20 protein-coding genes and 1 pseudogene are annotated in these 26131 nt (G+C 74.8%); 13 read left to right on the plus strand and 8 right to left on the minus strand.

Features of this window, described 5'->3' with window-relative positions; translation table 11 throughout:
* Positions 1–155 (plus strand): annotated as a pseudogene (locus tag IG64_RS39540) (4-hydroxy-3-methylbut-2-en-1-yl diphosphate synthase); the annotation flags it as partial.
* Positions 156–552: 397 nt separating this feature from the next.
* On the opposite strand, the gene IG64_RS29980 reads toward IG64_RS39540, so the two are convergent.
* Positions 553–2424: a SpoIIE family protein phosphatase gene (locus IG64_RS29980; protein ID WP_037861906.1), complete on the minus strand. Its 1872-nt coding sequence runs from the start codon at positions 2422–2424 to the stop codon at positions 553–555.
* A 234-nt stretch (positions 2425–2658) separates the two neighbouring features.
* Between IG64_RS29980 and IG64_RS29985 the strand changes: the two genes are divergently transcribed.
* The 3 genes from IG64_RS29985 (at position 2659) to IG64_RS29995 (ending at position 6095) form a co-directional block, all read left to right on the plus strand.
* Positions 2659–3507 (plus strand): GNAT family N-acetyltransferase, encoded by an 849-nt coding sequence (locus IG64_RS29985; RefSeq protein ID WP_037861910.1) that lies wholly within the window; start codon positions 2659–2661, stop codon positions 3505–3507.
* 222 nt (positions 3508–3729) lie between these two features.
* Positions 3730–4317 (plus strand): GNAT family N-acetyltransferase, encoded by a 588-nt coding sequence (locus tag IG64_RS29990; protein WP_051813496.1) that lies wholly within the window; start codon positions 3730–3732, stop codon positions 4315–4317.
* A gap of 74 nt (positions 4318–4391) precedes the next feature.
* Positions 4392–6095: a proline--tRNA ligase gene (locus IG64_RS29995; protein WP_037861912.1), complete on the plus strand. Its 1704-nt coding sequence runs from the start codon at positions 4392–4394 to the stop codon at positions 6093–6095.
* A 182-nt stretch (positions 6096–6277) separates the two neighbouring features.
* Here IG64_RS29995 and IG64_RS30000 read toward each other — a convergent pair whose 3' ends face one another.
* The 3 genes from IG64_RS30000 to IG64_RS30010 form a co-directional block, all read right to left on the minus strand.
* Positions 6278–7183: an aminoglycoside phosphotransferase family protein gene (locus tag IG64_RS30000; protein WP_037861913.1), complete on the minus strand. Its 906-nt coding sequence runs from the start codon at positions 7181–7183 to the stop codon at positions 6278–6280.
* Positions 7184–7276: 93 nt separating this feature from the next.
* The gene (locus IG64_RS30005) at positions 7277–7741 is read right to left on the minus strand and encodes a ferritin-like domain-containing protein (RefSeq protein ID WP_037861917.1); all 465 of its coding nucleotides are present in this window, start codon (positions 7739–7741) and stop codon (positions 7277–7279) included.
* Complete coding sequence (locus IG64_RS30010; protein WP_037861920.1) at positions 7738–8394, minus strand: hypothetical protein; 657 nt, start codon at positions 8392–8394, stop codon at positions 7738–7740. Before IG64_RS30010 ends, IG64_RS30005 begins: the two co-directional genes overlap by 4 nt.
* Before the next feature lie 205 nt (positions 8395–8599).
* On the opposite strand from IG64_RS30010, the gene rimP reads away from it, so the two are divergent.
* From rimP to IG64_RS30050, 9 genes are all read left to right on the plus strand, one after another.
* Complete coding sequence (gene rimP / locus IG64_RS30015) at positions 8600–9127, plus strand: ribosome maturation factor RimP (protein ID WP_037861922.1); 528 nt, start codon at positions 8600–8602, stop codon at positions 9125–9127.
* Positions 9128–9129: 2 nt separating this feature from the next.
* Positions 9130–10116: a transcription termination factor NusA gene (gene nusA / locus IG64_RS30020; RefSeq protein WP_037861923.1), complete on the plus strand. Its 987-nt coding sequence runs from the start codon at positions 9130–9132 to the stop codon at positions 10114–10116.
* 90 nt (positions 10117–10206) lie between these two features.
* Entirely contained in the window at positions 10207–10503 is a 297-nt protein-coding gene (locus tag IG64_RS39545) for a YlxR family protein (RefSeq protein ID WP_078884303.1), read from the plus strand.
* A gap of 150 nt (positions 10504–10653) precedes the next feature.
* A complete protein-coding gene (gene infB / locus IG64_RS30025) occupies positions 10654–13740 on the plus strand; it encodes a translation initiation factor IF-2 (protein WP_037861933.1) in 3087 nt (1028 codons plus the stop codon).
* A gap of 202 nt (positions 13741–13942) precedes the next feature.
* A complete protein-coding gene (locus IG64_RS30030) occupies positions 13943–14239 on the plus strand; it encodes a DUF503 domain-containing protein (RefSeq protein ID WP_037861935.1) in 297 nt (98 codons plus the stop codon).
* Positions 14240–14306: 67 nt separating this feature from the next.
* Positions 14307–14768 (plus strand): 30S ribosome-binding factor RbfA, encoded by a 462-nt coding sequence (gene rbfA / locus IG64_RS30035; protein WP_037861939.1) that lies wholly within the window; start codon positions 14307–14309, stop codon positions 14766–14768.
* Entirely contained in the window at positions 14765–15670 is a 906-nt protein-coding gene (truB, locus tag IG64_RS30040; protein ID WP_037861940.1) for a tRNA pseudouridine(55) synthase TruB, read from the plus strand. The genes rbfA and truB overlap by 4 nt, the downstream gene beginning before the upstream one ends.
* Before the next feature lie 344 nt (positions 15671–16014).
* Positions 16015–20457 (plus strand): hypothetical protein, encoded by a 4443-nt coding sequence (locus tag IG64_RS30045; protein ID WP_063758852.1) that lies wholly within the window; start codon positions 16015–16017, stop codon positions 20455–20457.
* A gap of 159 nt (positions 20458–20616) precedes the next feature.
* Positions 20617–21573 carry a bifunctional riboflavin kinase/FAD synthetase gene (locus IG64_RS30050; protein WP_037861941.1) on the plus strand — a complete coding sequence of 319 codons (957 nt, stop codon included), beginning with the start codon at positions 20617–20619 and terminating at the stop codon, positions 21571–21573.
* A 247-nt stretch (positions 21574–21820) separates the two neighbouring features.
* Here IG64_RS30050 and IG64_RS30055 read toward each other — a convergent pair whose 3' ends face one another.
* From IG64_RS30055 to IG64_RS30070, 4 genes are read right to left on the minus strand one after another with little or no spacing between them, the layout of a single operon-like run.
* On the minus strand, positions 21821–22879 hold the full coding sequence (locus IG64_RS30055) for an ABC transporter ATP-binding protein (RefSeq protein ID WP_037861942.1): 1059 nt from the start codon (positions 22877–22879) through the stop codon (positions 21821–21823).
* A complete protein-coding gene (locus IG64_RS30060) occupies positions 22876–23895 on the minus strand; it encodes an ABC transporter ATP-binding protein (RefSeq protein WP_037861943.1) in 1020 nt (339 codons plus the stop codon). The genes IG64_RS30055 and IG64_RS30060 overlap by 4 nt, the downstream gene beginning before the upstream one ends.
* Positions 23892–25013: an ABC transporter permease gene (locus tag IG64_RS30065; protein ID WP_234438659.1), complete on the minus strand. Its 1122-nt coding sequence runs from the start codon at positions 25011–25013 to the stop codon at positions 23892–23894. The genes IG64_RS30060 and IG64_RS30065 overlap by 4 nt, the downstream gene beginning before the upstream one ends.
* Complete coding sequence (locus IG64_RS30070) at positions 25010–26110, minus strand: ABC transporter permease (protein WP_037861978.1); 1101 nt, start codon at positions 26108–26110, stop codon at positions 25010–25012. Before IG64_RS30070 ends, IG64_RS30065 begins: the two co-directional genes overlap by 4 nt.
* Positions 26111–26131 lie beyond the last annotated feature (21 nt).

Consider the following 26131-nt stretch of genomic DNA (forward strand, 5'->3'; position numbering starts at 1 on the left):
GCAAGGGGCAGATCTTCGTCAAGGGCGAGGTCATCAAGACGGTGCCCGAGTCGAAGATCGTGGAGACCCTGATCGAAGAGGCGATGAAGCTCGCCGAGCAGATGGAGGCCGACGGCGTGGCCTCCGGCGAGCCGGAGATCTCCGTCGCGGGCTGAACCCGGCCCGCCGCCTGTACGCCCCTGGCCCACCGCTCCACCGCGGCCGGGACCGTCGGGCCGGGCCGCAGGCGCCCGGCCCGCCGTCCCGCCGCTGCCGGGCCGACCCACCGGCGCCGTAACCCCCGGTGGCCGGCCGCCAGGCGCCGACCGTCCCGCCGCTGCCGGTCGGGCCCCTCGCGTCGTGGCGGCCCCGGCCGGCCGCCGCCGATCGTCCCGCCGCCGGCGGTCGGGACCCCTCGCGCCCCAGCGGCCCCGACCAGCCGCTGGCCGCTCCTCCCAGTGCTCCGCCGCAGATCCGCCGACCGTCCCCACCGGCCCCGTCGCGGCCCCGCCGTCCAGCCGCCCCCTCGGACGGCCTCGCCCCTGTGCCACCCGGCCCGCCGCCCTCCACGCCTCACCGCCCCGGCGCCTCGTCGTCCTGGCCCTCCCGTGTGGGGTCCGACACGGGGGCGTCCTCCTGGACCGAACCGGGCGCGGACCGTTCGGGTGCGGCCGGGCTGCCGTACGGGGACTGCGGGGGCGGCGGCGGCTCCCGGTCGCCCGGGGCACCGGCCCCGCTGGCGGGCAGGTGCAGCGCGAGCAGAGCGGCGTCGTCGCCGCTGGGCCTGATGCGCTCCAGCAGCTCGTCGCAGAAGGCGTCCACCGTATCCCCGGCCATCCGCCGGGCCAGCACGGAGGCGTGGTGGCGGAGCTTGGCCATCCCCAGGTCGATGGGGCGGTTCCTGCTCTCCACCAGACCGTCGGTGTACAGCAGGAGCGTCGACTCGGGCGGAAGGTCCTCGTAGGCGTCGGGCCAGCTCAGCCCCAGGTGCAGGACCGCGCTCATCCCGATCAGCGGACCGTGCCCGCCGGTCAGGAACCGCGTCCCGCCGTCCCGGGTCACCAGCAGCGGCGGCGGGTGCCCGGCATTGACCCAGTTCAGCCGCCACGGGCCGCCCTCGGGACCCTCGATCCGGGCGAAGACGAGCGTGGCCATCGGCGCGTCGCTGGTGTTCGTGACCGCCTCGTCCAGCCGGCACATGATCAGACTGGGCGGCTTGCCGTGGTCCCAGGCCAGGGCGCGCAGCATGTTGCGGACCTCGGCCATGTGCGCGGCGGCCTGGAGATCGTGGCCCACCACGTCCCCGATGACCAGGGCCATCACCCCGTCGGAGAGCAGGAATGCGTCGTACCAGTCGCCGCCGATCTCCATGGCGCTCTGCGCCGGCAGGTAGCGGGCGGCCATCCGCAGGTGGTCGACCTGCGGCAGCGGAGCCAGCAACTGGCGCTGCATCGTCTCGGAGACGTTGCGCTGCTCCTGGTAGAGCCGGGCGTTGTCCAGCACCAGGCCCACCCGGCGGCCGATGTCGGAGAGCAGCCGCACCTCCGCGTCCGTGGGGGCGGGCGAGTCCGCGGCGCGGCCCACGGTCAGCATCCCGTAGTGGTTGCGGCGAGCGCGCAGCGGCACCACGACGGCGGTGTGGCCGCCCAGCCGCTCGAACAGTCTCCCGTGGGTCGCCGCGAGCGCGGCGTCCGGCTCGCGCAGTTCCTCGGCGCTCAGCAGGACGGGTTCGTCGGCGCCCATGACCCGCTCCACCGCCGCCCGCGCCCCGGCCGACAGCAGCGGCAGCGCCCCCTCCAGCCGCCGGGCCCGCCGAGGGTGCGCCGGACACCGTACGGCGACCCGCTCCAGGACGCCCGTCCGCTGTGAGCACAGGGCCACCGACGCCCAGTCGCCCAGCTCCGGAACGAGCAGTCGCACCAGCCTGCGCATGCGCCCGGAGGCGTCCAGGGCGGACATCAGCACCGAGGAGACGTCCGCCAGCAGGTTCAGCCGGGCGGTCAGCGCCTCCAGGGCCGCCGCGTGCGCGGCCATCCGCTCCTCGGCCGCGCGCTGCGGGCCGAAGTCGCTGAACACCACCACCAGCCCCGCCGGCCGGCCGGACACCACCAGGGACGTCGTCGTCCAGATGATCGGCACCGTCGACCCGTCGGACCGCAGGAAGTACTCCTCGCAGCCCTCCTCGACGGAGCGGCCGTCGGCCAGCGGCGTCCGCATCGTGCACTGCTCCCGCGGCACCGCCGAGCCGTCGGCCCGGCGGTGCAGCAGGTCGTGCGCGTCCCGGCCGAGCAGATCCGCCTCCGAGCGGCCCAGCAGCCGCTCCGCCCACGGATTGACGAAGGTGATGCGCCCGTCGGTGTCGAGGGTGAACACACCGGTCCCCAGCCCCCGCAGGACCGCCCGGGGGAAGCCGGGATCCAGGGCCGCCCCGCTCGCCGCGCTCACGGAACCGGCCCCCTCTCGCCAAGGACCGCCGTCCGGCGTGCTGCCACCGTAGATCACCGCTTTCGCCAGGCCGTGCCGGGAGAACCACGCCGTCTCGACCCAAGGAGTACCCATAACAGCGCGTATTGCCACATTCCAGGGCATCGGTGGCGGGCCTCACCAGGGGGCGGCGCCGCCAGGGTCCGGCAGGTACAGTGCGGAGATCAGCCGAAACCCCAGCGTGAGGCCCCGCACGTGTTGACCCAGACCACCTCACGGGTGCTCGAACCGAGCGACCTGGACGCGGCGCTCGCCGTCCTCGACCGCGAGCCGGTCGCGAACGCCTTCGTGACCTCCCGCGTACAGGTCGCGGGCCTGGACCCGTGGCGGCTCGGCGGCGAGATGTGGGGCTGGTACGAGGGCGGCATGCTCACGTCCCTGTGCTACGCGGGCGCCAACCTGGTCCCCATCTGCGCCACCCCGCGCGCCGTGCGCGCCTTCGCGGACCGTGCCCGGCGGGCCGGCCGCCGCTGCTCCTCCATCGTCGGCCCCTCCGGACCCACCACCCAGCTGTGGGGACTGCTCGAACCCAGCTGGGGCCCGGCCCGCGAGGTCCGCGCCCGCCAGCCCCTCATGGTCACCGACCGCATGCCCGCCGACGTCGCCGCCGACCCCTACGTCCGCCGCGTCCGCAAGGACGAGATGGAGACGATCATGCCGGCGTGCGTGGCCATGTTCACCGAGGAGGTCGGCGTCTCCCCGCTGGCCGGCGACGGCGGCCTGCTCTACCAGGCCCGGGTCGCCGAACTCGTGGGCTCCGGCCGCTCCTTCGCCCGCCTCGACGAGCACGGCAAGGTGATGTTCAAGGCCGAGATCGGCGCGGCGACCGACCGGGCCTGCCAGATCCAGGGAGTCTGGGTCGCCCCCGAGTACCGGGGCCGCGGGCTCGCCGCCCCCGCCATGGCGGCGGTGCTGCGCTACGCACTGGCCGACGTCGCCCCCGTCGTCAGCCTCTACGTCAACGACTTCAACACGGCGGCCCGGCGCACCTACCTGCGCGTGGGCTTCCAGGAGGTCGGCTCGTTCACGAGCGTGCTGTTCTAGGGGCCCTGCCGTCACCTTCCCGTCGTCCGCCCGCGGGGCATACGACGGGAAGGTGACGACAGGGCCCAGGGGGCCTTCGTTCGGATCAGTCCGGAGCAGGGTGCGGCGCCGGGCCCCGCGAGCCCGGCCTGATCCGGACCAGAGGCCCCAGGTGCCGTCGCCGGACCCGTGCGCTGATGAGGCAGGTGCGAGCCGGGTGGTCGGCCCAGTAGTCTCCCCGCCATGGCGCACTTTCCCGGTCACGGCCCCGGCCGCCGCCCCGACGACATCGTGATCGGCCCCCTCGACCTGTCGGCCCGCGTCGACGAGGCGCTCGCCGTGCAGGCCGTCGCCTTCGGGCTCGGCGCCGAGGAGGTCGCCGTGCGCCGGCAGATCGTGCTGCGCCACATGACCTGCCCGGGCGCCCGCGCCCTCGGCGCCACCACCGCCGGCGGCCGGCTGGCCGGGTTCGTCTACGGCATGCCCAACGACCGCACCCACTGGTGGTCCACCGTCGTCGAGCCCTACCTGCGCGCCCGCGGCCACGAGGAGTGGCTGGACGACTCCTTCGTGATCACCGAGCTGCACGTCCACCCCGGACACCAGAACCGGGGCATCGGCCGCGCCCTGATCACCGCCATCACCGACAGCGCCGACGAGCCCCGCTCGATCCTCTCCGCGATCGACACCGACAGCCCCGCCCGCGGCCTCTACCACTCCCTGGGGTACGTGGACCTGGCCCGGCAGGTCCTCTTCCCCAGCGCGCCGAAGCCGTACGCCGTGATGGGCGCCCCGCTGCCCCTGCGCCGCGGCCCGGCCGGCGGCCGCTGAGGCGATTACCGCCGCCGCCGTCCGCCCGGCTAACCTCCTAGCCATCACCGATTTCCGGCAGGAGTACGAGAACGATGGCGAACGCACCGGTCCAGCGCATGTCCCAGTTGATGGCCAAGACGCTGCGCGACGACCCGGCCGACGCCGAGGTCCTCAGCCACAAGCTGCTGGTCCGCGCCGGTTACGTCCGCCGCACCGCCGCGGGCGTCTGGAGCTGGCTGCCGCTGGGCAAGAAGGTCCTCGCGAACGTCGAGCGGATCGTCCGCGAGGAGATGGACGCCATCGGCGCGCAGGAGGTGCTGCTGCCCGCACTGCTGCCGAGGGAGCCGTACGAGGCGACCGGCCGCTGGGACGAGTACGGCGCCGAGCTGTTCCGCCTCCAGGACCGCAAGGGCGGCGACTACCTGCTCGGCCCGACCCACGAGGAGATCTTCACCCTGCTGGTGAAGGACCAGGCGTCCTCCTACAAGGACCTGCCGGTCATCCTCTACCAGATCCAGAGCAAGTACCGCGACGAGGCCCGGCCCCGCGCGGGCATCCTGCGCGGGCGCGAGTTCCTGATGAAGGACTCCTACTCCTTCGACACCGCCGACGAGGGCCTCGCCGAGTCCTACGCCCTGCACCGCCAGGCCTACCAGCGCATCTTCGAGCGCCTCGGCCTCGACTACCGCATCTGCGCCGCGACCGCCGGCGCGATGGGCGGCTCCCGGTCCGAGGAGTTCCTCGCCCCGGCCGAGGCCGGCGAGGACACCTTCGCCGACTGCCCGAACTGCGACTTCGCCGCCAACACCGAGGCGATCACCTACGAGCTGCGGCCGGTGGACGGCTCCGCCGTGCCCGCGCTGGAGGAGATCCCGACCCCGGACACCCCGACCATCGAGACCCTCGCCGCCTCCCTCGGCGTCCCGGCCTCCGCCACCCTGAAGAACCTCCTGGTCAAGGTGGACGGCGAGATCGTCGCCGTCGGCGTCCCCGGCGACCGCGAGGTCGACCTGGACAAGGTCGAGGCGCACTTCGCACCGGCCACCGTCGAACTGGTCACCGCCGAGGACTTCACCGGCCGCCCCGACCTGGTGCGCGGCTACGTCGGCCCGCAGGGCCTGGGGGAGAAGGTCCGGTACATCGCCGACCCGCGCGTGGCACCCGGCACCGCCTGGATCACCGGCGCCAACAAGGAGCACACGCACGCGAAGAACGTCGTCGCGGGCCGTGACTTCCAAGTCGACGACTACGTCGACGTCGTGGTCGTCCAGGACGGCGACCCCTGCCCGAAGTGCGGCACCGGTCTCAAGCTGGACCGCGCCATCGAGATCGGCCACATCTTCCAGCTCGGCCGCAAGTACACCGACGCCCTCAAGCTCGACGTCCTCGGCCAGAACGGCAAGCCGGTCCGCGTCACCATGGGCTCCTACGGCATCGGCGTCTCCCGCGCGGTCGCGGCCCTCGCCGAGCAGCACGCCGACGAGCACGGGCTGGTCTGGCCCGCCGAGGTGGCCCCGGCCGACGTGCACGTGGTCGCCGCGGGCAAGGCCCTGCAGACCGAACTGGCCCTCGACGTCTCCGGGAAGCTGGCCGCCGCCGGCCTCCGCGTCCTCGTCGACGACCGCGCCGGCGTCTCCCCGGGCGTGAAGTTCACGGACGCCGAACTGATCGGCGTACCCAAGATCCTCGTCGCCGGCCGCCGCTCCGCCGAGGGCGTCGTCGAGCTGAAGGACCGCCGGAGCGGCGAGCGCGAGGAACTGACGGTCGACGAGGCCATCGCCCGCCTCACCGCGTAGCGAAGACGGCGCGGCTCCACGGGAACCCGGCCCGGCCCCCGGCCGTGCGGGGGTCCCGCGGACCCGCCGCGAAGACGCACAGCCCCCCAGGCCCCGCCCCCACCAGGACGGGGCCTGGCGCGTTCGCGGCGCGGGGGCGCAGGGACGCGAACGCCCCGGTGCCCTCGCCGGCCTTCGCCGGGTCAGAGCCAGCCCGCGAACTCCAGGAGCAGTTCGGCGTCCTGGGGGCGGCCCACCCGGCGGGCCCGTACGCCGGACTCCACCGCGCGGAACAGGGTCCAGCCGCCCAGCCGTTCCCGGTCCACCTCCAGGGACTCCGCCAGCCGTTTGATCCTGCGCCGGGTGGTGGCCGGCCCGGACGGGGAGGCGATCAGGTCCTCCACCCGGTCACGGACCAGCCGGGCCAGGTCGAACGCGGCCTCACCCACCACCGGGTCCGGGCCGACCGCCAGCCACGGCATCCGGTCCCCGGCCAGCACCTTGCTCTGCCGGAACGTGCCGTGCAGCAGCCGCTGTTCGGGCGGCCCGGCCAGCAACTGCTCGCGGGCCGCGAGCGCCGCCCGCACCAGCGGCGCCACCTCCGCGTCGCCCTCCGCGCTCGCCCGCATCGCCTCCGCCTGCCGCCCGGTCCGCTCGGCGACCGTCTCGAAGGGATGCCCCTGCGGCGGCTCCACCCACAGCCGCCGCAGCGTGCCCGCCGCCTCCAGCAGCGCCCGCGCCTCCGGCAGCGACCGCACCGACACGTCCGGGTGCAGCCGTTCGAGGAGCAGCACCCCCTCCTCGTCCGTACCGGACGGCTCCAGCAGCTGCACGGCGCCCCGGCCCGCCCAGTGCGCGAGCGCGGCCCGCTCGCCGGCGGGCCGGGCCCGGGGCGGGGCCAGCTTCAGCACGGCCGGTGTCCCCTGCGCCGTCCGCACCAGCACGACCAGGCTGCTGCGCCCGCCGGGCACCTGCACCCGCTCGACCGTCAACCCGCGCTGCTCGACGGCCTGTCCGGCCAGTCGGGGCAGCTGCTCCAGCCAGTCGTCACCGTCCGGTGCCGTCTCACCGAGCGCCCGCACCAGTCGGCGCGGCGGTTCGAAAGCCATGCGCGAGTGTTTCCTTCCTGGACGCCTGGACGCGTTCGCAGCGTCCCCTGTCTCCGTGCGTCCCGGTCGGACGCCTGCCGGTCACCCGCCCCGCTACGGCGTCGCGGTCGCCGACGGGCTGCCGGCACCGGCGCGTTCGGCGAGACCTGGGAAGGCTACGCTCCCGCCGCGCCAGCGCGCCGCCCGGACCGCCGCCTCGCGCAGCGCCCCGGCCGCCTCCTGCCTGCGCCGCCCGGTGGCGGCCCGCACCAGGTCGGAGCAGACCCCGGCCACCCGGTCCTCCAGTTCGGCGGCGAGGCGGACCGCGGCGGCCGAGTCCGGCACCGGGAACGGCAGGGCGTAGCCGGCCGCCGAGGCCACCGGCGTGCCGCCCAGGTCCGCGACCTGGCGCGCCAGGGTGTCGCGGCGCGCCCGGTGGGCGTCGTAGGCGGACCGCGCCTGGGCGCGCCGCTCCTCGTGGATCTTGCCGCCCACGACGCCGTAGCCGTACACCGCCGCGTGCTCCGCGGCCAGCGCGGCCTGGAGGGCCCGCAGTTCCCGTTCCGCCGCCGTGCTCACCTGTCGCCCTCCGTCAGCAGGTACGCGTGCGCCGCGCCGGCCGCCGCCACCGAGGCCAGCAACCGCGCCTGCTCACCGGGAACATCGAGCAGCGCCGCCGTACGCCGGTCGGCGAGCGACCGCTCCGCGGCGGCGAGCCCGGCCCGCGCCTCCTTCTCGTCCGCCGGGACACCCGCCGAAGCGGACCCCGGGACCCCGGCCGGCCCACCGGCGGACCCGGGGGCGGCCCCCGCGCCCGCGGCAGCCCTGACCGCGTCCGTCGCGGTCGCGGTCGCGGTCGCGGTCGCCGTGGCCGTGGGGGGCGGGGCGGACTGCGCGGACGCCGTCGCGGAGTCCGCGGGCGACGCCTGGCCCGTACCGCCGAACGCGGTCACGTGCCGCACGACCTCCGCCCGCAGCGGCGAGAGCCGCCCGGCCAGCGACGGATGCACGGCGAGCACGGCGTCGTAGCGCCGCACCAGGTCCTGGCTGTCCCGGGCCGCCTGCGCGCGGACCCGGTCGGCGAGCGAGGGACGGGTGCCCGCGGATCCGGAGCCGTCGCTCCCGGCGGAGCAGGCGGAAGCGCCCGCGAGCAGGGCGGCCCCCGCCGCCGAGGCGAGCAGACTCCTTCTGCGCGGGCCCGAGGGGGCCTGCGGGGGTGAGGGGAACGGCACGGCAGACGTCCTCGGGTGCGTGATGCGTACGTTCGGCAGCGGGCGGGTGCCTCGCCCGTGATCACCGTACCCGCGCGTGCCCCGGGCACGACTCAGCGGCACCACCCTCGCCCAGGTGGACGGCAACACCCCTTGGGACCGGATACCCTTTGACCAGACACGCGAACCGTCCCACAACAGCACACGCGGCCGAGGAGTCACCCGGATGAGCACCACCCAGAGCGAGAGGCTGCGGGAGCTGCTGGAACCGCTCGTCACCTCCCAGGGGCTGGATCTCGAAGAGATCGCCGTGGACTCCGTAGGACGCAAGCGGGTGCTGCGCGTCGTCGTGGACTCCGACACCGGAGCGGACCTGGACGCGATCGCCGATGTGAGCCGCGCGCTCTCGGCGAAGCTCGACGAGAGCGACGCGATGGGCGAGGGGGAGTACACCCTCGAGGTCGGCACCCCGGGCGCCGAGCGCCTTCTCACGCAGCACCGCCACTACGTGCGCGCCACGGGCCGGCTGGTGAGGTTCCAGCTGGCCGAGGGCGGCGAGCTGGTGGCCAGGATCATCGCGGCCGACGACGAGGGACTCGACCTCGAGGTGCCCGGAGTCAAGGGCCGCAAGCCCACGGCCCGCCGCATCGCCTTCCAGGACGTCGTCAGGGCACGCGTGCAGGTCGAGTTCAACCGCAAGGACGACAAGGACGACAAGGTCGAGAAGGACCTGAAGGAAGAGGAGGAGGCGTAGCCGTGGACATCGACATGAGCGCCCTGCGGGGCTTGGTGCGGGAGAAGGAGATCTCCTTCGACCTGCTGGTCGAGGCGATCGAGTCGGCCCTCCTCATCGCCTACCACCGCACCGAGGGAAGCCGCCGCCACGCGCGCGTGGAGCTGAACCGGGAGACCGGCCATGTGACCGTGTGGGCGAAGGAGGACCCCGAGGACCTCGAGGAGGGCCAGGAGGCCCGCGAGTTCGACGACACCCCGTCCGGCTTCGGCCGTATCGCCGCCACCACCGCCAAGCAGGTCATCCTGCAGCGGCTGCGCGACGCCGAGGACGACGCGACGCTCGGCGAGTACGCCGGCCGCGAGGGGGACATCGTCACCGGCGTGGTCCAGCAGGGCCGCGACCCGAAGAACGTCCTGGTGGACATCGGCAAGCTGGAGGCCATCCTGCCCGTGCAGGAGCAGGTCCCCGGCGAGACGTACCCGCACGGCATGCGCCTGCGGTCGTACGTCGTGCGGGTGGCCAAGGGTGTGCGGGGTCCCTCCGTCACCCTTTCGCGCACGCACCCCAACCTGGTGAAGAAGCTCTTCGCCCTGGAGGTGCCCGAGATCGCGGACGGCTCCGTCGAGATCGCGGCGATCGCCCGTGAGGCCGGTCACCGTACGAAGATCGCGGTCCGCTCCACCCGTTCGGGCCTGAACGCCAAGGGCGCCTGCATCGGCCCCATGGGCGGCCGGGTGCGCAACGTCATGGGCGAGCTGAACGGCGAGAAGATCGACATCGTCGACTGGTCGGACGACCCGGCCGAGATGGTGGCGAACGCGCTGTCCCCGGCCCGTGTCTCCAAGGTGGACGTCGTGGACCTGGCGGCCCGTTCCGCCCGGGTGACCGTGCCGGACTACCAGCTGTCCCTGGCGATCGGCAAGGAGGGCCAGAACGCCCGCCTCGCCGCCCGTCTGACCGGCTGGCGCATCGACATCCGGCCGGACACCGAGCAGGCCGGGGAATAGATCCGGTCGGTACGGCGCTCGGAACACGACAACAGTCGTTCGAATCCTGCCCCAAAGGGGTGAGGTGCGCGCGGGGAGGTAGACTTAAGGGTGTCTGGCCGGACGCAGGCCCGCGCATGCCCTGAACGCACCTGTGTGGGGTGCCGGGAGCGAGCGGCCAAGACGGAACTGCTGCGCATCGTGGCGGTCGAGGGCGAGTGCGCCCCCGATCCTCGCGGTACGCTGCCCGGCCGGGGTGCGTATGTGCATCCCGCCCTGGTCTGTCTCGACCAGGCGGTTCGCCGCCGGGCGTTCACGCGGGCGTTGCGTGCCCCGGGAGCGCTCGACACAAAGGCGTTGCGCCGGTACGTCGAGCGGACGACAGTTGCCGAGCAGGCAACACGGTAGGAAGACGTGTCGTGCGGAACCCCCCGTGCGGCCTGGTACCTCGCGAGTCGAAAGCAGGTCGAGATTGCGATGAGCACTCGATGAGTACGCGATGAGTACGCCCATGAACTAGCGACGGTCCGGCCGCAACCCGGACCTCAAAGGAGCGAAGTGGCTAAGGTCCGGGTATACGAACTCGCCAAGGAGTTCGGTGTGGAGAGCAAGGTCGTCATGGCCAAGCTCCAGGAACTCGGTGAATTCGTCCGATCGGCATCCTCGACGATCGAGGCGCCCGTAGTACGCAAACTGACCGACGCCTTCCAGCAGGGCAACGGCGGCGGCAGGTCCGCCAAGCCGGGTGCCCCGAGGAAGGCCGCCCCCAGGCCGCCCGCGCCCTCCCCGGCGCAGGCAGGGGGCACCTCCCAGGGCGCCAAGCCCGTGGGTGAGCGTCCGGCTGCTCCCAAGCCGCCGGCCGCGCCCAAGCCCGCCGCGGCGCAGCAGCCCGCGGCACCCTCGGCCCCCGCGCCGGCCGCTCCCGGCCCGCGTCCGGTGCCGGGTCCCAAGCCCGCTCCGCGTCCGGCCCCGGCCGCGCCGGCCGCTCCGGAGTTCACCGCTCCGCCGTCGGCTCCGGCTCCGTCCCCGGCCGCCGCGCAGGGCCCGCGCCCCGGTGGCGCGCGTCCCGGTGCCCCCAAGCCCGGCGGCGGCCGCCCCGGCGGCGGTGGCCAGGGCCAGGCCCGTCCGGGCCAGGGCGCCCCGCGTCCCGGTGGCCAGGCCCCGCGTCCGGGTGCCCGTCCGGCCGGTCCGCGTCCGGGCAACAACCCCTTCACCTCCGGTGGCTCCACCGGTATGGCGCGTCCGCAGGCGCCCCGTCCGCAGGGCCAGCGGCCCGGCGGCCCCGGTGCTCCCGGCGGCGGTCCCCGTCCGCAGGCGGCCGGTGCCCAGGGCGGCGGTCCGCGTCCGCAGGCTCCGGGCGGCCCGCGTCCGACCCCGGGCGCGATGCCGCGTCCGCAGGGCGGTGCGGGCGGTCCCCGTCCCGGCGGCCCGCGTCCGAACCCCGGCATGATGCCGCAGCGTCCCGCTGCCGGCCCGCGTCCCGGCGGTGGCCCCGGCGGCCGCGGTCCGGGCGGTGCGGGTCGTCCCGGCGGCGCCGGCCGTCCCGGTGGCGGCGGCTTCGCCGGCCGTCCGGGCGGCGGTGGCGGCGGTCGTCCCGGTGGCGGCGGCTTCGCCGGCCGTCCGGGTGGCGGTGGCCCCGGTGGCGGCGGCGGTTTCGGTGGCGGCGGTGGCCGTCCCGGCTTCGGCGGTCGTCCGGGCGGTCCCGGTGGCCGTGGCGGCACGCAGGGTGCCTTCGGCCGTCCCGGCGGTCCGGCGCGCCGTGGCCGCAAGTCGAAGCGGCAGCGGCGCCAGGAGTACGAGGCCATGCAGGCCCCGAGCGTCGGCGGCGTGATGCTGCCGCGCGGCAACGGCGAGACCATCCGTCTCTCCCGCGGCGCGTCGCTCACCGACTTCGCCGAGAAGATCAACGCCAACCCGGCGTCGCTCGTCGCGGTCATGATGAACCTGGGCGAGATGGTCACGGCCACGCAGTCCGTCTCCGACGAGACGCTGCAGCTCCTGGCCGACGAGATGAACTACAACGTCCAGATCGTCAGCCCCGAGGAGGAGGACCGCGAGCTGCTCGAGTCCTTCGACCTGGAGTTCGGCGAGGACGAGGGCACCGAGGAGGACCTGGTCGTCCGCCCGCCGGTGGTCACCGTCATGGGTCACGTCGACCACGGAAAGACCCGACTGCTCGACGCCATCCGCAAGACGAACGTCATCGCGGGCGAGGCCGGCGGCATCACCCAGCACATCGGTGCCTACCAGGTCGCGACCGAGGTCAACGGCGAGGACCGCGCGATCACCTTCATCGACACCCCGGGTCACGAGGCGTTCACCGCCATGCGTGCCCGCGGTGCGAAGTCGACCGACATCGCGATCCTGGTCGTCGCGGCCAACGACGGCGTCATGCCGCAGACGGTCGAGGCGCTCAACCACGCCAAGGCGGCCGACGTGCCGATCGTGGTCGCGGTCAACAAGATCGACGTGGAGGGCGCGGACCCGACCAAGGTGCGCGGTCAGCTGACCGAGTACGGCCTGGTGGCCGAGGAGTACGGCGGCGACACCATGTTCGTCGACATCTCCGCCAAGCAGGGTCTGCACATCGACTCGCTGCTGGAGGCCGTGATCCTCACGGCCGACGCCTCGCTCGACCTGCGGGCCAACCCGCACCAGGACGCGCAGGGCATCTCGATCGAGTCCCGTCTCGACCGCGGCCGCGGTGCCGTGGCGACGGTCCTCGTCCAGCGAGGCACCCTGCGGGTCGGCGACACGATGGTGGTGGGCGACGCCTACGGCCGCGTGCGCGCCATGCTCGACGACAACGGCAACAACGTCGCCGAGGCCGGCCCATCGACGCCGGTCCAGGTCCTGGGCCTGACCAACGTCCCGGGTGCGGGTGACAACTTCATCGTGGTCGAGGAGGACCGTACGGCCCGCCAGATCGCGGAGAAGCGCGCCGCCCGCGAGCGCAACGCCGCGTTCGCCAAGCGCACGCGCCGCGTGTCGCTCGAGGACCTGGACAAGGTGCTCAAGGCCGGCGAGGTCCAGCAGCTGAACCTGATCATCAAGGGTGACGCTTCCGGTTCGGTCGAGGCCCTCGAGTCCTCGCTGCTCCAGCTGGACGTCGGCGAAGAGGTCGACATCCGCGTCCTGCACCGCGGCGTCGGTGCGGTCACGGAGTCCGACATCGACCTGGCGATGGGCTCCGACGCCATCGTGATCGGCTTCAACGTGCGCGCGGTCGGCCGTGCGCAGCAGATGGCCGAGCGCGAAGGCGTGGACGTCCGGTACTACTCGGTCATCTACCAGGCGATCGAGGAGATCGAGGCGGCCCTCAAGGGCATGCTCAAGCCGGAGTACGAAGAGGTCGAGCTGGGCACGGCGGAGATCCGCGAGGTCTTCAAGTCGTCCAAGCTGGGCAACATCGCGGGTGTCCTCATCCGCTCCGGCGAGGTCAAGCGCAACACCAAGGCGCGCCTGCTGCGCGACGGCAAGGTCGTCGCGGAGAACCTCAACATCGAGGGTCTGCGTCGCTTCAAGGACGACGTCACCGAGATCCGCGAAGGCTTCGAGGGCGGTATCAACCTCGGAAACTTCAACGACATCAAGGTCGACGACGTCATCGCGACGTACGAGATGCGCGAGAAGCCGCGGGTGTAACACCCCACGGAACACCGGCACCGGCCGACGGGACTGCTTCCCGTCGGCCGGTGCGCCGCGTCCGGGACCTGCCCGTCGCCGGGCCGGCGGGAGACAAACCCCGTCGAGTCACCGCCGGGTTCGCGGTACCGTTCTTGATGTCCCTGCCCGTCTCGAAGGCAGGACCATCGACCCCGTACCGGCGGGCAACCCGGACACACACATGTACGTGGGGACGCTGTCCTTCGACCTCCTCCTCGGCGACGTCCACTCGCTGAAGGAGAAGCGCTCCGTCGTCCGCCCGATCGTCGCCGAGCTGCAGCGCAAGTACGCGGTGAGCGCGGCCGAGGTGGACCACATGAACCTCCACCGGCGGGCCGTCATCGGGCTCGCCGCGGTCTCGGGCGACGCGGCACACCTGACCGACGTACTGGACCGGTGCGAGCGGCTGGTCGCCGGGCGTCCCGAGGTGGAGCTGCTGTCCGTCAGACGGCGCTTCCACGGCGAGGACGACGACTGACGCCGGCGGACCGCACCGACCGCACCACACCACAGAACGTAGAAGAGAAAGAACGGGAGACGGACCAGTGGCCGACAACGCGCGGGCGAAAAGGCTGGCGGACCTCATCCGAGAGGTGGTGGCCCAGAAGCTGCAGCGCGGGATCAAGGACCCGCGGCTCGGCTCGCACGTCACCATCACGGACACCAGGGTCACGGGCGACCTGCGGGAGGCGACCGTCTTCTACACGGTCTACGGCGACGACGAGGAGCGCGCGGCCGCCGCGGCCGGGCTGGAGAGCGCCAAGGGCATCCTGCGCTCCGAGGTCGGCCGCGCGGCCGGGGTGAAGTTCACCCCGACGCTCGCCTTTGTCGCGGACGCCCTCCCGGACACCGCCCGGACCATCGAGGACCTGCTCGACAAGGCGCGCCAGTCCGACGCCAAGGTGCGGGAGGCGTCCGCGGGCGCCCCCTACGCCGGCGGCGCGGACCCCTACCGCAAGCCGGGCTCCGAGGACGACGCCGACGAGACGGACGACAGCACCGAATGACCAGCAAGCCCACCCCGCCCGACGGCCTCGTCATCGTCGACAAGCCGTCGGGCTTCACCTCGCACGACGTCGTGGCCAAGATGCGGGGGATCGCCAGGACCCGCCGCATCGGCCACGCCGGCACCCTCGACCCCATGGCGACCGGGGTCCTCGTTCTCGGTGTGGAGAAGGCCACCAAGCTCCTCGGCCACCTCGCACTGACCGAGAAGGAGTACGTCGGCACCGTCCGCCTCGGCCAGAACACGCTCACCGACGACGCAGAGGGGGAGATCACCTCCTGCGCCGACGCCTCCAAGGTCACCCGCGAGGCCGTCGACACCGCCGTCGCGAAGCTGACCGGCGACATCATGCAGGTGCCGTCCAAGGTCAGCGCCATCAAGATCAACGGCGTCCGGTCGTACAAGCGGGCCCGCGACGGCGAGGAGTTCGAGATCCCGGCCCGGCCGGTGACCGTCTCCTCCTTCCAGGTGTACGACGTCCGGGACGCCGTCGCCGAGGACGGCACCGCCCTGCTCGACCTCGTCGTCTCGGTGGTCTGCTCCTCCGGCACCTACATCCGCGCCCTCGCCCGCGACCTGGGCGCCGACCTCGGCGTCGGCGGCCACCTCACGGCGCTGCGGCGCACCCGCGTGGGGCCGTACAAGCTGGACGCCGCGAAGACGCTCGACCAGCTCCAGAAGGAGCTGACCGTCATGCCCGTCGCCGAAGCGGCCGGCGCCGCCTTCCCGCGCTGGGACGTCGACGCGCGGCGCGCCCGGCTGCTCACCAACGGTGTGCGGCTGGAGATGCCCGAGGTGTACGCGGGCGCCGGTGCCGTCGCCGTCTTCGACCCCCAGGGACGCTTCCTCGCGCTCGTGGAGGAGCAGCGGGGCAAGGCCAAGAGCCTGGCCGTCTTCGGCTGACCCCGCCGGGCGGCCCGGCGACGCCCTTCCGGCCGGGCGGCCCGGCAGCCTGCCCGTGGAGCGGCGGCTGCGGCACGGGCGTTCCCCGGCCGCCGCTCCACGGTCCCCCCTCGGTTCCCCCACCCCCAGGGTTTATCCAGCGACCCCCGGCTGTTCACCCGACCGTGCGGGCGCTCGGAGTGAACCGAGGGAGCGCAAGGGGGCGCGTTCGCCTCGTGATCTTCCCCGCTGATCGTTCCGTGCCTACCGTCGAGGTCAGGGCGCGCCCCGGACATCGGCGCGGCCCGGGCGGGCCGGGTGTGGCCCGGCGGAGCCGGACGGGGGCACGGCGGGGAGGTCGGAGCATGGCAGCAGGGGCCCAGCGGCCGACGGCCGCGACCGGCCGGGGACACCGGACCACCGCCCGGACCCCGGCGGACACCCGGACCGGACCGCCGCGCGGCACGCCGGACAGCACCTCCGACGGCGGCGGGCCCGGGGAACAGCGCGGCGGCGAGCACGCCCGGGGCACGGTGGCGCGCACCGCCCCGGACGCGGCACAGGCCCGCCACCTGGCGCACCTGGCCACCGCGGAGGCCCGTGACCGCCTTCTCGACGACGCCCTGGTGTGCGTCCGCGACCTGGCGGGCCGACCCCGCGGCACCGGCTTCGCCGCCGACCACCGGGGCACCGTGATCACCAGCCACGAGGCGGTCGACGGGCTCTCCCGCCTCGTGCTGCACGCGCGGGGCGCGGGCGACCGCACCTGCGTGGTGACCTCCGCGGCGGTGACCCCGCTGCCCGGGCTGGGCCTCGCACTCGTACGGGCCGAGGACCTGGACGTGCCGCCGCTTCCGGTGTCGGTGCGCGGCCGGGTGCGGACGGGGAGCTACGTGCGGATCGCCGCCGGCGGCTGGCGCGAGGCCCGCGTCCTGGGCACCACCACCGTGTCGTACCCGGCCACGGACCGCTTCCACCTCGTGGACGGCGCTCTGGAACTGGCGATCGGCACGGCGGGCCGGGACGCGCTCCGACGGGGCGGGGGAGCGGCCGGGGGGCCGGTTCTCGACCCGGAGACGGGCGCCGTGGTCGCGGTCCTGGGGACCGCCCTCCAGGCCGGCGACCGCGACACCGGCTTCGCGGTGCCACTGTCGGCCGACGACGGCCCCCTGGGCGAACTGCTCGCCCGCAACGCGGCGACCGTTCCCGCCTACGGCCCCGATCTGAATCTCGCAGGCGTCCTGGAACTCACGGCCACCTCCGTGGCCCAGGACGCCCCGCGAGGAGCCCTGCCGGACCACGTGTCCGCCCCGGCGACGGCTCCGGCCGCCCCGCGGGCGGTGGAGTCCGCCACGGGGGCGGCCGTGCCCGGTACGGGGTCGGCGGTGTCGGGTACGGGGTCGTGGGCGTCCGGCCCGGGGCCGGTGGCGTCCGGTCCGGCGGCCGCCGGGTACGGCCCCGGGGCGACCGGGTGCGGACCGGCCGCGGCTCTGTCCGGGCCGCCGGTGGAGCGGGTCGCCGTGCTGCGGGAACTGGAGGCCTTCGAGCGCGGTGCCGCGGCCGTGCTCGGTCTGGTGGGTGCGCCCGGCAGCGGCCGTACCACCGAACTCGCCGCGCTGGCCGGGCGCCGCGCCCGGGGGGACGCGCCCGCGCCCACCCTGTGGCTGCGCGGTGCCGACCTGGACGGGGCCGACGCCTCGGTGGCGGACGCGGCGGGCCGTGCGCTGGACCGGGCGGCCCGGATCGTCGCGGCCGCCCGGGCGCCGCTGCCGGCCGACCTCACCGACCTCACCCCGGAGCGCGTGGCCCGCCTCGCCCGCGCGCACGGACGACCGCTGCTGCTCCTGCTGGACGGCCCCGAGGAGATGCCGGCCGCCCTCGCCCACCGCCTCGACGAGTGGACCGGGACCACGGCGCGGTGGCTGCGCGGTACGGGAGCGCGGCTGGTGGTGGCGTGCCGGGACGAGTACTGGGAGGGGGCGGGTGCGTGGTTCCCGCCGGACCTGCTGCACACCCCGGCCCCGGCCGCACCGGACCGGAGCAGCGGCGCCGCACGCCCGGCGGCCGGCGCGGGGCGGCCGGTGGAGGCCGGTGCGAGGGATGACATCGGTGGGGGCATGGACGGCGGTCGGGAGACGGGCGCCGCCGGGCAGGTGGAGGCCGGCCGGGTGGGGGACGTCGGTCGGACGGGTGGCGCCGGCCGGGTGGAGGACGCCGACCGGGCCGTGGGCGCCGGCCGGGCCGTGGGCGCCGGCCGGAAGGATGCCGTCGGGTGGGCCGACGGGCCCAACCGCGAGGCAAGCACCGGGGCGGTCGGGAGCACCGGTCCGGCCGGAGGTGTCGGTCCCGCCGAGGGCGCCGTCGGGGGCCCAGGGGTCTTTGACGCCGCAGGTCCGGCGGCGACCGGCGCCGCCGTCGCCGGGAGGGCCGCCGAGGGAGCCGCCGGCGTGGGGCGGACCGCGGACCCGGGCACCCCGGCCCGTACCGGCCCCCCGCCGCCCTGCGTACGCCTCGGCGACCTGCGCCCGGCGGAGGCACGTGAGGCACGCGCCCGGTACGGCATCCCGGACGGCGCCCTGGCCGCGGCCGACGCCGGTCACCCCCTCACCCTCCGGCTCCTGGCCGAGGTCCGCGCGGCCCTGCCCGGCAGCGGAAGCCACCCGTGCCTCGACCGTGGCGACGTCCTCGCCGCCCACCTGGACCTGATGTGCCTGCGTATCGCCGTCCGCCTCGCCGCGGAGAACGACCTGCGCGGCACCGCGGTCCGCCGGCTGGCGGCGAAGGTCTCCGGCCAGGTGCACGAAGCCGCCCGCCGCAGTCTCGGCCCCGGCCGGGGCGAACTGGACCGGGCGACGTTCGAGGAGGTGTTCCCCTGGGGGCCCGCCCCCGCCCGCCTGGGCGGCGGCACCGGGTGGGCGTCCGCCGTCCTCACCGAAGGCCTCCTCGTCCCGGCGGGCGAGGGCTACCGCTTCGCGCACGAGGAACTCGCGGACTGGATCCAGGGCACCCACCTCGACCTGGACGAAGCCCTGCGCGTCCTGGTCCACCGGCGGCACGTCCCCGGCGAGCCGCACCGCCCGCTGCCGGTGCCGCACCACCGCATCGGCCCGGTCCTCCAGGCCCTCCTCCTGCTGGCCCGCCAGCACGGTCCCCGCCGGCTCGCCGTCCGGCTGGAGGAACTGCTGTGCGCCCTGGACGGCGATCCGCACTCCTGGTGGGCGTCGCGGCTGCTCGCCGGTGTCCTCCTGCGCGTCCCCGACGCGACGCCGTACGCCGGTGTGCTCAGGCTGCTCGCCGACCGGATCGGTGTGTGGCAGGAGTGCGGTCTGCCCGTGCCGGCCGGCTTCGGACCGGAATTCTGGACCGCGCTGAACCTGCCGGTGACCGACCGCTGCGACCTGCTCCGCCGCCTCCTCGTGGCCGACGACCCGACACGGGACCCGGCCGGCACACCCGGCACGCGCCCCACCCCCGCGCCCGGCACGCGCCTCACCTCTGCCCCCGCGCCCGGCGCGCACCCCGCCCCTGCCGACGCCGCCGCCCCGACCGCTCTCCCTCGCCCTCCTCACCCCGCTCCACGGGACCGCCGCCCGCCCCGCCACCTCGACGCCCTCGCCCGCCTCCTGGCCGGCGACCCCGCCTCCGTGCGCCCGCACCTCACGGGCTGGTTCGACGACGAACGGCCGCTGCCCGCCGCCCCGCACGCCACCGTCGCCACGGCCGCCCAGGCTCTCCTCTACGCCCACCGGCACCACGGCCCGGACGACCTCGCCGACACGCTCGCCGCCTGCGCGCACCCCCGGGCCGCCGAACTCCTGACCGCGCTCGCGGAGGAGGAACCGGCCGTGCTGTGCCGCGCCGTCGAGCGATGGGCGCACGACGAACGCCGGGACCGCCGCGCCAAGGCGGTGGAGTACGGACTGCTCACCTGTCCGCGCGCGCGGTCCGGACCCGACCGCGCACTGCTGTGCCGCGCCGCCCTGGCCGTCCTCGCCCGGCCCGCCGACAGCGCCCTGCACGGCGGCGCGCTCGCCCTCCTGGTCTCGGACCCCGCCACCCGGGCCCGGTACCTGCCCCAGGCACTGCGGCACTTCGCGACCGGTGACGCGCAGATCCCGCCGAGCGCGCTGGCCCCCGCCCTCGCGACCCACCCCGAGGCGGTCCTTGCCGCCTTCGGCGAACGGCTGCGGAACGGCCCCGACACCGGGGAGAGCCTGCGCACCCTCGTCGACGTCACCACGCCCGCCCTCGCCCGCCGCGTCGCGGCCGTCGTCCGCGAGGCGGTCGCGTGCCGGCCGGACACCGCCGGGACCGTCGCGGCCTATGTCGACGGGCGCCTGCGCCACGGACCGGTCGTCCGCCCGGTCCTGTCACCCCTGGTCAGCGGCCTCCTGGAGGACGGCCCCGCGCCCTTGCGGACGGCGCTCGGCGCCGCCCTGGCCGCCCCCGGTGACCCGGCAGCACCCGGTGCCCCCGCCTCCGACGCGCTGCGCCGGGAACTCCTCGGCCTCCTCCTCGCCCACGAGAGGGACCCGGCCGTGCTGGAAACGGTCCTGCGCACCGCCGCGCCCGGTGCCGAGGAGGATCTCCGGCACCTCGTGCACCGGGTCGGACTGCTGCTGGTACGCACCCCGGAAGGCGCGGCCGTGTTCGACCGCGCGCTCGTGGAGCTGGCCCGGGACGTCCCCGGCTTCGCCGCGCGGGTGGCCGGATGGCTCACCGGCTCCCCGTACGACTGGGCCGCCGTGGTGGGCCCCAGCGCCCGCCGGACGATCGAGCACCACGCCGGGGCACCGGTCCCCGCCTGACGCCGCACGGGTCCGCACGTGCGCCGGGTCACAGCGCCCATGCCGATGCGGGCGCGCGACGCCGGGCATGGCACCCTTAGACCTGCGGACAAGGCAGCAAGGCGACCTAGGCAACGGCATCTAGGCAATACGGACACGGTTCGACGAGGAGCGGTCACAGTGCAGCGCTGGCGTGGCTTGGAGGACATCCCCCAGGACTGGGGGCGCAGCGTCGTCACCATCGGCTCCTACGACGGAGTCCACCGCGGCCACCAGCTCATCATCGAGCACGCCGTGAACCGCGCCCGCGAGCTGGGCGTGCCCTCCGTCGTCGTCACCTTCGACCCGCACCCCAGCGAGGTCGTGCGCCCCGGCAGCCACCCGCCGCTGCTCGCCCCCCACCACCGCCGCGCCGAGCTGATGGCGGAGCTGGGTGTGGACGCGGTGCTCGTCCTGCCCTTCACCACCGAGTTCTCGCAGCTGTCCCCGGCCGACTTCGTCGTCAAGGTGCTGGTCGACAAGCTGCACGCCAAGGCGGTCGTCGAGGGCCCGAACTTCCGCTTCGGGCACCGGGCCGCGGGGAACGTCGACTTCCTCGTCGACCAGGGCAAGCTCTACGACTTCGAGGTCGAGGTCGTCGACCTGTACGTCACCGGGGACGCGGGCGGCGGCGAGCCGTTCTCCTCCACGCTGACGCGGCGGCTGGTCGCCGAGGGCGACGTCACGGGCGCCCGTGAGATCCTCGGCCGCCCGCACCGGGTGGAGGGCGTGGTCGTCCGGGGCGCCCAGCGGGGACGCGAACTGGGCTTCCCCACGGCCAACGTCGAAACCCTCCCGCACACCGCGATCCCCGCCGACGGCGTCTACGCCGGCTACCTCCACGCCCAGGGCGAGGCGATGCCGGCTGCCGTCTCCGTCGGCACGAACCCGCAGTTCGACGGCACCGAGCGCACCGTCGAGGCGTACGCGATCGACCGCGTCGGCCTCGACCTGTACGGCCTGCACGTCGCCGTCGACTTCCTGGCCTTCGTCCGCGGCCAGGCCAAGTTCGACTCCCTCGAGGCCCTGCTCGAAACCATGGCCGAGGACGTCAAGAAGTGCCGCGAGATCATCGCGGCCGACGACCAGCAGCGCTGACGGACGCGCCGGCCGAGGCAACCGGTCGGCCGAGGCAACCGGTCGGTCGACGCGCCGGTCAGCCGACGCGGCCGAGCAGCCGACGTGCCGATCGGCCGACGCACCGGCCGGTTGACGGGCTGGCCGGTCAGCTGACGCCCGGCGGTACCCGCCGCTCTGGTGGTCGGTCCGGTGGACCCTCTCCCGCTCTGGTGGTCGGTCCGGTGGCCGCCTCCGCGCTTCGGGGGACGGGGCGCGCGCCTCGGCGTCAGTCCGGGTGCGCTGCCGTGGCCGTCCCCCGGTCGCCCTCCGCGGCCGGCGGCACCGCCGGCTCCGCCCGGGTCCGGGCCCAGTGGCAGGCGACCTGGGTCTCGGCGCCGCCGTGCAGGATCTCCAGGTCCTGGCCGCGGCACGCGTCGGCGACACCGGCGCGTTCGGCCTCGCCCCCCGCGAGGACCTGGCAGCGGGCGTGGAAGCGGCAGCCGGCGGGGATCCGGGACGGGTCCGGGGGCTCGCCGGTGAGGACGACCGGGGCGCCGGGCGCCTCCGGCAGGACGGACAGCAGGGCCTGGGTGTAGGGGTGCCGCGGCGCCGTCAGCACCTGCTCCACGTCGCCCGTCTCCACGATGCGGCCGAGGTACATCACCGCGACCCGGTCGGCGATGTTCCAGGCCAGCCCCAGGTCATGGGTCACCACCAGGGCGGACAGGCCGAGTTCGGTGCGCAGCCGCAGCAGCAGCGCGAGGATCTCGCCGCGCACCGACGCGTCGAGGGAGGCCACCGGTTCGTCGGCGACGAGCAGTTCGGGTTCCAGGACGAGCGCGCCCGCGATGACGACCCGCTGGCGCTGGCCGCCGGACAGTTCGTGCGGATAACGCAGGAAGAAGCGCTCCGGAGGGCGCAGCCCGGCGCGGGCCAGCGCCTCGGCCACCGCGGCCCGCTCGTCACCGGTGCGGCCGTGGATGCGCAGGCCCTCGGCCACTGCGTCGTACACCGTGTGCCGCGGGTTGAGCGAACCGCTGGGGTCCTGAAGCACCAACTGCGCCCGTCTGCGGTACGCCTTCAGGGCGCGGGCGGAGTGGTCGAGCGGCGCGCCGTCGAAGGTGACACGGCCCGAGGCCGGCGGCACCAGCCCGAGCAGCGAACGGGCCAGCGTCGTCTTGCCGCAGCCCGACTCCCCGACGAGCGCCACGATCTCACCGGGCCGGATGTCGAGGTCCACCCCGTCCACGGCCCGGGCGGTCGGCGCGCCGTGCCGGCCGGGGAAGGTGACGTGCAGGCCCTCGACGCTCAGCAGCGGGCGGGTGGCGGGAGTGGTGGTCGTCATGCGGTGCTGCTCCTCACTTCCTGGTCCTGCGCGGACCGCGCGGACGCCGGGGGCGCGTCACCGCCGTCGGCCGCCACGTGCACACACGCGGCCCGTCGTCCCGCGCCCGCGTCCCGCAGCACCTGGTCCTGGGTCGCGCAGACGTCGAGCGCCACCGGGCAGCGCGGATGGAAGGCGCACCCGGACGGCACCGCCGCCGGGTCGGGCGGGTCGCCGGGCAGTCCGCGGGGCGCGAACCGGGAGACGGGGTCACCGATCCTGGGGAACGCCCCCGACAGGGCCTTGCCGTACGGATGCCGGGCGTCCTCGTAGACCTGCCGGGCCGGCCCCTCCTCGACCACGCGCCCGGCGTACATCACCGCGAGCCGGTCGCAGGTGTCGGCCAGCACGGCCAGGTCGTGACTGATCATGATCAGACCCACGTCCTGTTCGCTGACCAGCTCCTCGATCAGACGCAGGATCTGGGCCTGGATCATCACGTCGAGCGCGGTGGTGGGCTCGTCGGCGATGATCAGCCGCGGGTCGCAGGCCAGCGCCATCGCGATCATCACGCGCTGGCGCTGCCCGCCGGACAGTTCGTGCGGGTACGCGGACGCCCGCGCCGCGGGCAGACCCACCTGCTCCAGCAGCTCACCGGCGCGCTTGCGGGCACCGGCCGGGCTCGCCCCGCGGTGCAGCAGGATCGGCTCGGCGATCTGGTCGCCGACGCGGTGCACGGGGTTCAGGGAGTGCATCGCGCCCTGGAAGACGATCGACGCCCCCGCCCAGCGCACCGCCCGCACCCGGCCCCACTTCATGGCCAGCACGTCCTCACCGTCCAGCAGGATCTGCCCGCCGGTGCGGGCCCCGGCGGGCAGCAGCCGCAGCAGCGACAGCGCCAGCGTCGACTTGCCGCAGCCGGACTCGCCCGCGATGCCGAGCTTCTCGCCCGCGCCGAGGGACAGGTCGACCCCGCGCACGGCGGCAGCACCGCCGGGGTAGGTCACTTCCAGGTTCCGGACCTCCAGCAGGCTCAACGGGACACCCCCAGACGCGGGTTGAGCACGGCTTCCACCGCACGCCCGCACAGCGTGAACGCCAGCGCCACGACGGCGATCGCGATGCCCGGCGGCACCAGGTACCACCAGTCGCCGGAGCTGACCGCCCCGGCCTCCCGCGCGTCCTGCAGCAGCCCGCCCCAGGACACCACCGTCGGATCGCCGAGCCCGAGGAAGGCGAGCGTCGCCTCGGCCAGGATCGCGGAGGAGATGATCAGGGTCGTCTGGGCGAGGACGAGGGGCATGACGTTGGGCAGCACGTGCCGGGACATGACGTGCCAGTGCCCGCCGCCGAGCGCCCTGGCGCGCTCGATGTACGGCCGTGACTCCACGGCCAGTGTCTGCGCCCGCACCAGGCGGGCGGTCGTGGGCCACGTGGTCACGCCGATGGCCAGCACGATCGTGCCGAGGGAGCGGGACAGGACGGTCGCGAGCGCGATGGCGAGCACCAGCGTCGGCATCACCAGGAACCAGTCCGTGACCCGCATCATCACCGTGGCGTACCAGCCGCGGAAGTGCCCGGCGGTGATCCCGATGAGCGCCCCGATCGCCACGGACAGCACGGCGGCGAGCAGCCCGACCAGCAGCGAGACCCGCGAACCCCAGATCAGCAGCCCCAGCAGGTTGCGCCCGAACTGGTCCGTGCCGAGCGGGAAATGACCGCTGGGGCCCTGCAACGGCTGTCCCGGGGCACCGGTGACGCTGTCCACGTCCGAGCCGACGGTCAGCGGTGCGGTGAGCGCGACGAGCACGAACAGCACCAGCGCGGCGAGACCGAACACCCCCGCGCGGTGCTTGCGGTACTCCTTCCAGAAGCGTGCGGCGGAGGCGCGGCGCCGCCGCCACGCGAGGGCGCGCGGCCCGGGCCCCGCGGACTTCCCGGTACCGGCGGGACCGCCGGTGCTCCCCGCGGACTGGGCGCCCGCCGCGGATCCGGTGCCCGCCGCGGTCCCGCCGGTCCCGTCCGTCCCGGCGGACCCGGTGGCCCCATCGGTCCGGCTGTCCCCTGGAGACCCCTTGGTCCCTTCGGATCCGTCGGTCCCGTCAGGGCCGTTCGTCCCGCCGGGCTCGGCGGCTTCGGTGGTGTCGGCGGTCATCGGCCCACCCTCGGATCGAGCAGCGGATACAGCAGGTCGGCGAGGGTGTTCATCACGATCACCGCCGCGGCGAAGACGAAGAACAGCCCCTGCACCAGCGGGAGATCGGGCACGCTCAGCGCCTGGTAGAACAGCCCGCCGAGTCCCGGCCAGGAGAAGACCGTCTCGACGAGGATGACACCGGCCACGGTCCGGCCCAGGTTGACGAAGATCAGCGTGACGGTCGGCAGCAGCGCGTTCGGCACGGCGTGCCGGCGCCGTACGAGGTCGTCGCGCAGCCCCTTGGCCCGCGCGGTCGTCAGGTAGTCGCTGCCCATCTCGTCCAGCAGCGCCGACCGGGTGACCAGCAGCGTCTGCCCGTACTCGACGGCGACCAGGGTCACCACCGGCAGGATCAGGTGGTGGACGACGTCGAGGACGTGGGCGAAGCCCTCTTCGCCGCCGGACTCCATGCCCCCGGTCGGGAACAGCCCCGGGACCGGGCCCACACCGACCGACAGGACGATGATGAGCAGCAGGCCCAGCCAGAAGGACGGGATCGAGTACAGCGTCAGCGCCAGCCCGGTGTGCAGACGGTCGCCGGGCCCGCCGTGCCGCCACGCCGAACGGGTGCCGAGGAAGACGCCCAGCGCGGTGTACAGCACGAAGGCCGTGCCGGTGAGCAGCAGGGTGTTCGGCAGCGCCTCGGTGATCTTGTCGACGACGGGCGCCCTGAACTGGTACGACGTGCCGAGGTCGCCGGTCAGGGCCTTGCCGCAGTAGTGCGTGAACTGCTCCCACAGCGGCAGGTCGAGCCCGAACTCCCGCCGGTAGACGGCGATCTGCTCGGCCGAGACCGGACGCCCGCCGGTCATGAACTTCACCGGGTCGCCCGGGATCAGCCGGAAGAGGAAGAAACTGGTGACGAGGACGGCGAGCAGGGAGACGGCGGCTCCGGCCAGCTTGCCCGCCACGTACCGCGGGTAGCCGCCGGCGAGGAGCCTGCGGGAGGCCCCGCCCGCCCGCCCTCCGTCCGCAGCCGTGGACCGTGCCGGCCCGGGCCCCGCCGGGCCGGGGACGGGGCCCCCGGCCGGCGAGGATGTCGCTTCAGTGGTCATGAGCACCTGCACCTGTACACG

This window comes from Streptomyces sp. NRRL S-340, from assembly GCF_000720185.1.
Classification (GTDB): domain Bacteria; phylum Actinomycetota; class Actinomycetes; order Streptomycetales; family Streptomycetaceae; genus Streptomyces.